Genomic DNA, 12,193 nt, shown 5'->3' with positions numbered 1-12,193 from the left:
AATTCAATAAGCGAAGAGGTGATGATGGTGAGGAAGCTCCTTCCGCTCCTTCTTATTGTACCTGCTGTTGAGGTAATGATTTTGATTTATTCAAGTCATCTCATTGGTGTAATGTCAACATTTTTACTGATTATTGCTACTAGTTTTATTGGTGCGTTTCTAGCGAAAAAACAAGGAACATCTCTTTTTCAAAAAGCACAGCGTCAGATGAGCCAGGGACATGTTCCGAGCGGTGAAATCCTTGATGGTATGTGTGTACTATTTGGCGGACTGTTTCTGCTGTTTCCAGGCTTCTTGACAGATGTTGTAGGCTTTATCTTTTTACTGCCGTTTACACGCAGAATCGTTAAGCCTTTTCTTTTAACGTGGCTAAGAAGATTTTTTCAAGGACGTAATCGAATGACGATTATTCGTTAATTAGAAAGTGTGTGAAAGAAGCTTCTTTCACACACTTTTTCATTTTCCTATAATAAATTGCCACGTTTCTTTGAAAACCCCCGTTGTATGAAGAGTTTTTAGAATAACAAGAATAACAGGGCCGACTATTAATCCGAAAAATCCAATCAGTTGATATCCTACAAATAAAGCAATTAATGTAGCGAGAGGATCAAGACCAATGCTTGATGACAAAATTTTTGGTTCCATAATTTGTCGCTGCACAAGTACTACAGCATATAGTACCGAAAGCCCTACAGCAAATGACACGTTATCTGTGGCAAAGGCATAAATCATCCAAGGAACAAAAACCAGTCCCGTTCCGAGGTAAGGAAGAATATCTACTAAGCCAATTAATAAAGCGACTGTAATAGCATAATCAACCCTAAGAACAAGTAAACCAAAAAGAACGATGATTGTGGTAATCGAAATAAGCGTAAGCTGAGCTTTAATAAAACCAAACAGTGCATTTTTAAGCTCCACAACCACTGTCTGTCCATTTTCCCTTACTTTTTTAGGAATAAACACGCTGCTTTTAGCCATCAGCTTGTACCAATCTTTACTAATAAAAAAAGTAGCCAGTAATGAAAAAATAATCACAGTCGCTGCATTAGGCAGTACGGATAAAAGTACTGGGATGCTTTGCAATACATTTTGCAGAAAATCGCCCACCGTTTGAGCGATATGGTTGCCTACCCCTTTAATGTTCGATAAAATAGTTGCTTGCTGACCGGTATTTAAGTTATTAAACATAGAAGTAATGCGTTCATAAAACGGAAGTATTTGTTCTGTAGCAATATTTTCAATAAATATGACCACTTCTTTGAAATTTGTGGGAACAACTTTCGCTAAATACGTACTTCCTGCAATGATTTCTGTGATAAGTAACGTAATAAGTCCGGCCAAAAGAGAGAAGATAAGAACCATTGACAGTAAAACAGCTAAGTAGCGGGGTAAGCGCAGCTTCAATTCAAATAGATTAACCATAGGATTTATAAAAAAGGCGATGCAGCAGGCGATAATAAATGGATATATGAGAGAAGAGACATAATAACTAAGAAATATAGATGCTGCAATAATTGCCAACACACAAGCTAAGCGAAATAGTCGATGTAAATGAAGCATGTACACAATAAATAGAGGCCTCCTTGTAAACGATAGTCAACAAAAGAAAAAGCTACTCATAAAATATTTACGTAATACGCTTTAGATTTATCACAATAAAAAAAGAAAGGATGAGTAAAATGTTCTCACAACCCATGCTTTTTTTAGCTGTTTTACTCGTAATTGGATTAGTGGCTAAAAATCAATCGTTAATCATTGCAGTTGCATTTTTACTTATTTTAAAATTAATCGGGTTAGACGGTAAGGTTTTTCCGTTTCTACAATCAAAAGGAATCAATATTGGAGTAACGGTTATTACAATTGCCGTTCTTGTGCCGATTGCAACAGGAGACATAGGATTCAAACAATTAGGAGAGGCCGTGAAATCTTCTTATGCCTGGATTGCTCTAGGAGCCGGAATTGCTGTAGCAATTATTGCCAAATATGGACTTACACTCTTGGAAGATGATCCGCATATTACGACCGCTTTAGTTTTTGGCACAATTCTTGCTGTGGCGCTGTTTCAAGGGGTAGCAGTAGGTCCGTTAATCGGTGCTGGAATCGCTTATTTATTTATGAAATTAACCGAACTTTTTTCGTAGAAATTTTTGTATAATAATAATTTTTTTAAAATTTCTTCTCTCTTTTGATTCACAAAAGTCAGATAATTGTTTATAATATATTTTGAGGCCGCATCTTTTTACATACAATTGTATGTTTTACCTATAGGGCTGTAACAAAGCAATGACACATGCAGATGTTTTGATTTTGTGTGTTATTGAAACAAATGGAAATGTAAGCATTTTCTTTGCGTGGGGTGAAGGAATGTTCTTCCAAGATATATATTCAAAAGAGGCGCTTCGTATATCATTTAATGTCTAGTTGAGCAGAGGCTCAATTTTGTTTTTCACGTTTTACACAGAAAGGTATGGGGAATTTTTTCTGTAAAGGAGTGGAGATTTATGACAGCAACTCGAGGTCTAGAAGGGGTAGTCGCTACAACGTCAGCAGTAAGTTCAATTATTGATGACACTTTAACATATCAAGGCTACAATATTGATGATTTAGCGAATTATGCAACATTTGAAGAAGTGGTGTATTTACTATGGCACGGAAAACTACCTAACAAAGAAGAATTATCTGTGTTTTCTAGATTACTAGCAGAAAACGCTAAATTACCCCAAGAAGTCTTAGATCATTTCAAAACTTATCCAATTAAAGATGTTCATCCAATGGCAGCTTTAAGAACAGTCGTATCACTATTGGGGTTGTACGATCCTGAAGCTGATTTAATGGATGAAGAAGCAAATTATCGCAAAGCTGTTCGTTTGCAAGCACAATTACCAACGGTGGTAACGGCTTTTTCAAGAGTCCGTAACGGATTAGAGCCAATTGAACCAAACGAAAACTATAGCATTGCCGCTAACTTTTTATATATGTTAACCGGCGAAGAGCCAACTGATATCCAAGTAGAGGCATTTGATAAAGCACTTGTCTTACACGCTGACCATGAGCTAAATGCTTCAACTTTTACAGCTCGTGTCTGTGTGGCAACGTTATCCGATATTTATTCAGGAATTACAGCTGCTATTGGAGCGTTAAAGGGTCCTCTTCACGGGGGAGCGAATGAAGCTGTTATGAAAATGTTGTCTGACATTCAAACAGTTGAAAACGCAGAACCTTACATTCGCGAAAAGCTCGCGAAGAAAGAAAAGATTATGGGATTTGGACATCGTGTGTATCAGCAGGGTGATCCTCGTGCCAAGCACTTGAAAGAAATGTCTGAAAAACTTACCAAACAAGCAGGAGATACAACGCTATACGATATGTCAGTGAAAATTGAAGAGATCGTAACAGGCGAGAAAAAGCTTCCGCCAAACGTTGATTTCTATTCAGCTTCTGTATACCACAGCTTAGGGATTGATCACGATCTATTTACTCCGATCTTTGCCGTAAGCCGTGTATCAGGATGGATTGCTCACATTTTAGAGCAGTATTCAAACAATCGTTTGATTCGTCCAAGAGCTGATTATATCGGTCCTGGAAAGCAAACGTACATCCCGCTTGAAGAGCGCAGCTAAACAATGTGACGAAGGTGCTCACGTTCGTTGAGCACTTTTCCATAAGTGAAAGTAGACAAATTTTTTAAGGAGGTCATTCTCATGACAAAAGGTGAACAAATTTCTGTAGCAAACGGCGTGTTAAACGTACCAAATAACCCAATTATTCCATTTATCGAAGGTGACGGAATTGGTCCGGATATCTGGGCAGCAGCTTCTCGCGTATTAGAAGCAGCGGTTGCAAAAGCATACAATGGTGAAAAAGAAATCGTTTGGAAAGAAGTATTAGCAGGTGAAAAAGCATTTAATCAAACTGGCGAATGGTTACCGGAAGAAACGTTAGATGCAATTCGCGAATACATAATTGCAATCAAAGGACCATTAACAACACCAGTAGGCGGTGGAATTCGTTCTCTAAACGTGGCATTGCGTCAAGAATTAGACTTATTCACATGCTTACGTCCTGTTCGCTACTTTGACGGCGTACCTTCTCCAATTAAGCGCCCTGAAGATACAGATATGGTTATCTTCCGTGAAAATACTGAAGATATTTATGCTGGTATTGAATATGCGAAGGGTTCTGAAGAAGTACAAAAGCTTGTTTCATTCCTACAAACGGAATTAGGCGTAAATAAAATCCGTTTCCCTGAAACTTCTGGATTAGGTATTAAGCCTATTTCTTCTGAAGGAACAGAGCGTCTTGTGCGTGCAGCAATCAACTACGCAATTGAACAAGGCCGCAAGTCTGTTACGCTTGTACACAAAGGTAACATTATGAAATATACAGAAGGCGCATTTAAAAATTGGGGCTATGAGCTAGCTGAAAAAGAATTCGGCGATAAAGTATTTACTTGGGCTCAATATGACCGCATCGTTGAAAAAGAAGGTGCACAGGCTGCAAACAAAGCTCAAGCAGAAGCGGAAGCAGCAGGAAAAATTATTGTAAAAGATTCAATTGCAGATATCTTCTTACAACAAATTTTAACTCGTCCACGTGAATTCGATGTAGTAGCAACAATGAATTTAAATGGAGATTACATTTCAGATGCATTAGCGGCGCAAGTTGGTGGTATCGGAATTGCTCCAGGAGCAAACATCAACTATGAAACTGGACATGCTATCTTTGAAGCAACTCACGGTACAGCACCTAAATATGCTGGTTTAGATAAAGTAAACCCATCTTCTGTATTATTATCAGGTGTGTTAATGCTTGAACACCTTGGCTGGAACGAAGCAGCGGATTTAATCATGAAATCAATGGAAAAAACAATTGCTTCAAAAGTAGTAACATATGATTTCGCACGTTTAATGGATGGTGCAACAGAAGTGAAGTGTTCAGAGTTCGCTGATGAATTAATTAGCAATCTAGGAAAACAAGTAACAGTTTAATAGCTATTCATTTAAGGGAGGAATTATAATGGCAAATATGCGTAAAAAAGTATCTGTTATCGGAGCGGGCTTTACGGGAGCTACAACTGCTTTTTTAATTGGTCAAAAAGAGTTAGCTGATGTTGTATTAGTTGATATTCCGCAATTAGAAAATCCAGCTAAAGGTAAAGCGCTGGATATGTTAGAAGCAAGTCCTGTACAAGGATTTGACGCTAACATTACAGGAACAGCCAACTACGAAGACACAGCTGATTCTGACATTGTCATTATTACAGCTGGTATCGCGCGCAAGCCAGGTATGAGTCGCGATGATTTAGTAACAACGAACCAAAAGATCATGAAGTCTGTTACTCAAGAAGTTGTTAAATACTCACCAAACTGTCATATTATCGTGTTAACAAACCCGGTAGATGCTATGACGTACACAGTATTTAAAGAATCTGGTTTTCCTAAAAACCGCGTAATCGGTCAATCAGGTGTATTAGATTCTGCACGTTTCCGTACGTTCGTAGCGCAGGAGTTAAACATTTCAGTAAAAGATATCACAGGTTTTGTACTTGGTGGACATGGCGATGATATGGTACCTCTTGTACGCTACTCATATGCTGGCGGTATTCCTCTTGAAACGCTTATTCCAAAAGCGCGCCTTGAAGCAATTGTTGAAAGAACACGCAAAGGCGGCGGCGAGATCGTTAACTTATTAGGTAACGGAAGTGCGTACTACGCTCCTGCTGCTTCTTTAGTGGAAATGACAGAAGCGATCTTAAAAGATCAGCGTCGCATTTTACCAGCGATTGCTTACCTAGAGGGTGAGTATGGTTATAACGGCATCTACTTAGGTGTTCCAACCGTATTAGGAGCTGCAGGAATTGAGCAAGTAATTGAATTAGAACTGACTGATTCTGAAAAAGCTGCGTTAGATCAATCAGCAAAATCAGTTAAAACTGTCATGGGTGTATTAGCTTAATACAATAAAATAGGTTTGAGTATAGGTTTTTATCAATATTCAAACAATAGTCACAAGGAAAATTCGAGGGAAACCTCGAATTTTTCTTGTATATAAAGAAAAGCTATTACTTTATACAAAAGGTGGAATGATGATGGTATTAGGTAAAAAACAAAAAATAGGCCGAAGTATTGAAGATATAAAAGTTGGAGAAAAATTAACGCTAACGGAACGAATTGAAGATAAGGATATCTTATTGTACTTAGGGCTGACAAATGATTCGAACCCTTTATACATTCAGCATGATTACGCATCTCAGACCCCTTTTAAAAAACCTATTGTGCCAAGTATTATGATTACCGGTATTATGACAGCAGCCATTTCAAAGTATTTGCCCGGACCTGGAAGCCACGTTGCAGAACATACGGTAGCCTTCCCCAAAAAGATTCATCATTATAGCACGATTGAATTTTTATTTGAAGTGACAGAGGTAGATGTTTCTTCTAGAACTGTTACGATTGAGGTGGAAGCGGTCAATGAGCAAAAAGAGAAAGTAGTAACGGCGCGGTTTCTTGTGTATCCGCCGTTTAGACTTCCATCAGTAGAGACACACGACTTTGAAAATTTTTAAAACGCCTTAAATATTTATAAATATAGAAGAAACTGTTTGGTCATATTTTCTGAAAATGTTGAAATGTATTGGAGAACGAGGCTAAAACATTGTATGATAAGAGAAGATAAATAGAAAATAATATCATTTGGATGAAGCTGCGGTTTAATTTAACTAGATGGAGGCTTATATCGTTAATATGAGTAAGAAATTATTAGTCGTAGATGATGAACAATCAATTTCAACATTATTACAATATAATTTACAACAAGCTGGTTTTACAGTAGAAACAGCTGAAGATGGGGAAGAAGGATACAACAAGGCACTAGAAGGAAAACCGGATTTAATTGTGTTAGACTTGATGCTTCCTAAGATGGATGGAATTGAAGTTTGTAAAAAGCTTCGTCAGCAAAAAGTGATGACGCCTATTTTAATGTTAACTGCAAAAGACGATGAGTTCGACAAAGTATTAGGGCTAGAGCTTGGCGCAGATGACTACATGACGAAACCATTTAGTCCTCGAGAAGTAGTGGCGCGTGTAAAAGCCATTTTACGCAGAACACAAATTATTGCTCAGGAAAATGAACAAGAGGAAGATGGCGAGCGCATCATGATCGGTGATTTGAAAATTCTTCCAGATCATTATGAGGCCTACTTTAATCAAGAGCAGCTTGAGCTTACTCCAAAAGAATTTGAGTTATTATTATATTTGGCAAAATACAAAGGACGGGTATTAACTCGTGATCAGCTGCTAAGTGCAGTGTGGAATTATGATTTTGCCGGAGATACGCGAATTGTAGATGTGCACATCAGCCATTTGCGTGAGAAAATTGAACACAATACGCGAAAACCTGTTTATATAAAAACGATTAGAGGATTAGGATATAAGCTGGAGGAACCAAAGGTAGATGAATAAATTTCGTTCAAGGCTACTTTTGGCTCTATTAGTACTTATCATTATTGTATTAGTAGGTCTTGGCCTGCTGCTGGGACAGTTGTTTAAAAACTTTTATTTTCAGACGTTTCAAGAGCGAATGGAAAAAGAGGCAAAGCTTGTAGAAATGTACATTAGCGAAGAAGGTATCACAAGTCCTGCTTTAAAATCTAAAGTTGATCAAATAAGCCATTCGCTAAGTGTACGAACGACTATCGTTCAAAAAGACGGAAAAATATTAGTTGACTCAAATCCAGGTAGCAAGCAGCAAAGAATCGAAAAAAGTATCGTAATCCAACAAGTATTAAAAAAGCAGTTAAACAGTAAAAAAAGCTTTGATCAAATTAAAGAAGATTACGACTTATATTACTATGGTATCCCGCTTATTATAGAAGGTAAGCAAGAGGGATTTGTTGTGCTGAGTACATCGTTTGATTCATTAAAACAAGTAAATCAGCAAATTTGGGGCCTTCTTATTGGAAGCTTGGGTCTAGCTTTGATTGTGATTTTACTCTTAGGTGTAAAGATTATGGGACGCTATACCCGTCCTATTGAATCGGCAACCAAGGTGGCTATGGAACTTGCAAAAGGGAATTATAAAGCTCGTACATATGAAGATTATGTAGATGAAACAGGGATGCTGAGTCAGTCTATTAACGCACTTGCTCGTAATCTGCAAGAGTCTATCACTAATCAAGAAATGCAGCAGGACAGGCTGCGCACGCTAATTGAAAATATGGGAAGCGGTATGCTTCTTATCGATAGTAGAGGCTATATAAACTTAGTGAATCGAGCTTATAAGGAGCAGTTTCATATACATCCGGATGACTTCCTTTATCATTTGTATTACGAGGTATTTGAGCATAAAGAAATCATTAAGCTTGTGGAAAAAATATTTATGACGGAAGTAAAGGTTCGAAAACAAGTGGTTCTCCCTTTAAATATTGAACGAAGATATTTTGATGTTTACGGAGCGCCGATTATTGGCTTAAACGATGAATGGAAAGGGATTGTGCTTGTTTTCCATGATATTACCGAGCTGAAAAAGCTAGAACAAGTTCGCCGTGACTTTGTAGCGAATGTGTCTCATGAACTAAAAACTCCTATTACGTCTATAAAAGGGTTTAGTGAGACATTGTTAGACGGTGCCATGGAAGATCCACAGCTGCGCCAACAGTTTCTATCTATCATTTTAACGGAAAGTCAGCGCATGGAGAGCTTGATTCAAGACCTTTTAGATTTGTCTAAAGTTGAACAGCAAGGGTTTAAACTAAGCATTCATTCAGTAGATTTGAATACGCTTCTTTACGAAGTGACGACAGTTCTATCAAACCGAGCGACTGAAAAAGAAATCACGCTAACGTTAGATACGCTTCCTGAAGAAGCGTGGATTGATGGTGACAGTCAGCGCCTTATGCAAGTGTTTGTTAACTTAATCGGCAATGCGCTCATGTATACAATGCCTGGCGGAACTGTTCACGTTTCGCTTGAAGAGGAAGAAGAAACGATTACAGTTCATGTTCAAGATACAGGTATCGGTATTGATTCTGATGAAATTTCACGTATTTTTGAGCGCTTTTACCGAGTAGATAAAGCAAGAAGCCGTAATTCCGGAGGAACAGGTCTTGGATTAGCAATTGTTAAACATCTTGTTGAAGCTCATAAAGGGGAAATTGAAGTGAAAAGTGAAGTCAATAAAGGGACAACTTTTTCGGTCAAGCTGCATAAGTATTTGCCGCAGATGTAAAATGTTTACGTTCCTTTTACAATTTATTTAATGTAGCTTAATAATTAATTGATACAATTTTTCATGGAAACCCCTTCATCCAAGGAGCCAATGTGTAAGGCGAAAATAGCTTTAACCGTGCTATTTTCGCCGATTCTTTTTGACAATTTCTATCCATTCACATGTTACACCGCCTAAAATAACTAGGCGGTGTTTTTATTTTATGATGTATAGGTCTTATCACCACATGAAAATAAAACGTTGAATTCAAGAGTACTTTTTGTCCTTAAAGCTTATTGTTTGCTAAAATAAAGGTAAGATAAGAAGAGAGCGAAATGGAGGAACATGAATGACACAAAAACTAGTATTAATTGACGGGAATAGTATTGCCTACCGTGCATTTTTTGCTTTGCCGCTTTTAAACAATGATAAAGGAATACATACAAATGCCATATATGGCTTTACTACAATGCTGACACGTATCTTAGAGGAAGAGAAGCCGACGCATTTACTTGTGGCATTTGATGCAGGGAAAACAACGTTTCGCCACAAAACATTTACAGAATACAAAGGAGGCAGACAAAAGACGCCTCCTGAACTTTCAGAGCAGTTTCCCTTTATTCGTGAATTATTAGATGCATATGGGATTAAGCGCTATGAACTGCCTGATTATGAAGCAGATGATATTATCGGTACGCTTTCAAAACAAGCTGAACAAAAAGGAATGGCCGTAAAAGTTATTTCCGGGGATAAAGATTTACTTCAGCTTGTGTCAGAACATGTAACCGTAGATATTACGAGAAAAGGAATTACCGATGTCGATTCCTATACGCCTGCAGCCATTGATGAAAAGTATGGTATTACGGCTGCACAAATTATTGATATGAAAGGCCTTATGGGGGACAGCTCGGATAATATCCCAGGCGTGCCCGGAGTCGGCGAAAAAACAGCCTTAAAGCTATTAAAAGAGTTCGAAACGGTTGAAAATGTATTGAAATCTATCGATCAAGTCAGCGGTAAAAAATTAAAAGAAAAGCTAGAAGATAATCGTGAATCAGCCATCATGAGTAAAAAGCTTGCAACGATTTATTGCGAAGCGCCTCTTGAAGTATCTGTAGAAGATGCAAAGTATGACGGGTTTGAATCTTCAAAGGTCATCTCATTATTTAAAGAGCTTGGGTTTAATTCTCTGCTTGCTAAATTTGGTGAAACAGCAGAAGAGGAAGCAGATTTTGAAGAACTGACGTTTGAAATAGCGCAGGAAGTTCACGATGATATTTTAACAAGCGAAGCAGCTCTGATCGTAGAAGGGTATGAAGAAAACTACCATCACAATCAGCTACTCGGTTTTGGAATCAGCAACAAAAATGGCCACTATTTTATTGATAAAGATACAGCTCTTTCATCTTCTAAATTTAAAGCATGGTTAGAAGATGAACGTGTAAAAAAGACGGTGTTTAATGGAAAACGTACGATTGTATCGTTAAAATGGGCGGGGCATGAAATTAAAGGAATTGAACATGATGTAATGATTGCTTCTTACATCTTGAATCCTGCTGAGGCAAATGATGACCTAGCGACAATTGCAAAATTAAAAGGGCATCATCAAGTGCAATCAGATGAAGCTGTGTATGGAAAAGGAGCTAAGCGAAGCATTGCGGAAGCTGATCAGCTAGCTGAGCATGTTATAAGAAAAGCAGCCGCCGTAGCTTATTTAAAAGAAGTATTAGAAAAAGAATTGGTTGAAAATGAACAGTTTGAGCTGTTTGAGAAGCTTGAAATGCCTCTTGCCATTGTCCTTGCTGATATGGAATATCAAGGGGTGAAAATTGACCGCGCGCGTTTAGATGAAATGGGCGAAGATCTTCGAGAACAGCTTGAAAAAATTGAAGCGAAAATCTACGAATACGCTGGACAAGAATTTAATATTAATTCGCCAAAGCAGCTAGGAGTTGTTCTTTTTGAAAAAATGCAGCTTCCAGTCATAAAGAAAACAAAAACAGGCTATTCCACATCAGCCGATGTATTAGAGCAATTAGCTAGTACCCATGATATTATCCCAGAGATTTTACAATACCGTCAGCTAGGAAAATTACAGTCTACGTATATTGAAGGATTAAAAAAGGTTATTCATGAAAGCGATGGAAAAGTTCATACCCGCTTTAATCAAACATTAACTCAAACGGGAAGGTTAAGCTCAGTAGATCCTAACTTGCAAAACATCCCGATTCGTCTTGAAGAAGGTAAAAAAATAAGAGGTGCGTTTGTGCCTTCACAGCCTGATTGGTTAATATTTGCGGCGGATTATTCACAAATTGAGCTGCGCGTACTGGCTCATATTGCAGATGATGAAAAGCTAATCGATGCGTTTAAGCATGACTTAGATATTCATACGAAAACAGCGATGGATGTGTTCCACGTCGAAAGAGAAGAAGTAACGTCGAATATGCGCCGCCAGGCTAAAGCAGTTAACTTTGGAATCGTCTATGGCATCAGTGATTACGGTTTATCGCAAAGTTTAGGAATTACAAGAAAAGCAGCGGCTACTTTTATTGAACGCTATTTAAAAAGCTTCCCTGGTGTACAGGAGTATATGGATACGATTGTACGCGATGCAAAAGAAAAGGGATATGTAACAACGCTCTTGCACCGCCGACGTTACTTGCCTGAAATCACGAGCCGAAACTTTAACCTCCGCAGCTTTGCTGAGCGTACGGCTATGAATACGCCTATCCAAGGGACGGCAGCTGATATTATAAAAAAAGCAATGATTGAAATGGATAAGCGCTTAAAAGATGAAAACCTTCAGGCTAAGCTGCTGCTTCAAGTACACGATGAGCTGATTTTTGAAGCCCCAGAAGAAGAAATTAAAATTTTAGAGAAAATCGTACCAGAAGTAATGGAGAACGCTTTAGAGCTAGAAGTTCCGTTGAAAGTAGATTATTCTTACGGAAAGACTTGGTACGAAGCAAAGTAGTGGAAAAAGGAT

The 12,193-nt window shown here is 38.0% G+C and carries 10 protein-coding genes; 9 read left to right on the top strand and 1 reads right to left on the bottom strand.

Annotated features, from left to right (window positions below; all coding sequences use genetic code 11):
- The first annotated feature begins 24 nt into the window (after window positions 1-24).
- On the top strand, window positions 25-417 hold the full coding sequence (locus MMB68_RS05140; RefSeq protein WP_025750656.1) for an FxsA family protein: 393 nt from the start codon (window positions 25-27) through the stop codon (window positions 415-417).
- Window positions 418-456: 39 nt separating this feature from the next.
- On the opposite strand, the gene ytvI is transcribed toward MMB68_RS05140, so the two are convergent.
- A complete protein-coding gene (gene ytvI / locus MMB68_RS05135) occupies window positions 457-1,566 on the bottom strand; it encodes a sporulation integral membrane protein YtvI (protein WP_221784670.1) in 1,110 nt (369 codons plus the stop codon).
- A 113-nt stretch (window positions 1,567-1,679) separates the two neighbouring features.
- Between ytvI and MMB68_RS05130 the strand changes: the two genes are divergently transcribed.
- From MMB68_RS05130 to polA, 8 genes are all read left to right on the top strand, one after another.
- Window positions 1,680-2,141 carry a DUF441 domain-containing protein gene (locus MMB68_RS05130; protein WP_013059446.1) on the top strand — a complete coding sequence of 154 codons (462 nt, stop codon included), beginning with the start codon at window positions 1,680-1,682 and terminating at the stop codon, window positions 2,139-2,141.
- 360 nt (window positions 2,142-2,501) lie between these two features.
- A complete protein-coding gene (citZ, locus tag MMB68_RS05125) occupies window positions 2,502-3,620 on the top strand; it encodes a citrate synthase (protein WP_016765709.1) in 1,119 nt (372 codons plus the stop codon).
- A 75-nt stretch (window positions 3,621-3,695) separates the two neighbouring features.
- Window positions 3,696-4,988 (top strand): NADP-dependent isocitrate dehydrogenase, encoded by a 1,293-nt coding sequence (icd, locus tag MMB68_RS05120; protein WP_255255780.1) that lies wholly within the window; start codon window positions 3,696-3,698, stop codon window positions 4,986-4,988.
- Window positions 4,989-5,016: 28 nt separating this feature from the next.
- Window positions 5,017-5,955 carry a malate dehydrogenase gene (mdh, locus tag MMB68_RS05115; protein ID WP_013059443.1) on the top strand — a complete coding sequence of 313 codons (939 nt, stop codon included), beginning with the start codon at window positions 5,017-5,019 and terminating at the stop codon, window positions 5,953-5,955.
- A 133-nt stretch (window positions 5,956-6,088) separates the two neighbouring features.
- Window positions 6,089-6,565: a MaoC family dehydratase gene (locus MMB68_RS05110; protein WP_016765707.1), complete on the top strand. Its 477-nt coding sequence runs from the start codon at window positions 6,089-6,091 to the stop codon at window positions 6,563-6,565.
- Between the two features lie 178 nt (window positions 6,566-6,743).
- Window positions 6,744-7,460, top strand: coding sequence for a response regulator transcription factor (locus tag MMB68_RS05105; protein WP_013085192.1), 717 nt, complete (start codon window positions 6,744-6,746; stop codon window positions 7,458-7,460).
- Window positions 7,453-9,225 carry a two-component system histidine kinase PnpS gene (pnpS, locus tag MMB68_RS05100; RefSeq protein ID WP_014458047.1) on the top strand — a complete coding sequence of 591 codons (1,773 nt, stop codon included), beginning with the start codon at window positions 7,453-7,455 and terminating at the stop codon, window positions 9,223-9,225. Before MMB68_RS05105 ends, pnpS begins: the two co-directional genes overlap by 8 nt.
- A 328-nt stretch (window positions 9,226-9,553) precedes the next feature.
- A complete protein-coding gene (gene polA / locus MMB68_RS05095; protein WP_221784669.1) occupies window positions 9,554-12,181 on the top strand; it encodes a DNA polymerase I in 2,628 nt (875 codons plus the stop codon).
- Window positions 12,182-12,193: the final 12 nt, after the last annotated feature.

Source organism: Priestia sp. Y58, from assembly GCF_029522095.1.
GTDB lineage: Bacteria > Bacillota > Bacilli > Bacillales > Bacillaceae_H > Priestia > Priestia megaterium_E.
This window is presented reverse-complemented; position numbering and strand designations above follow the sequence as displayed.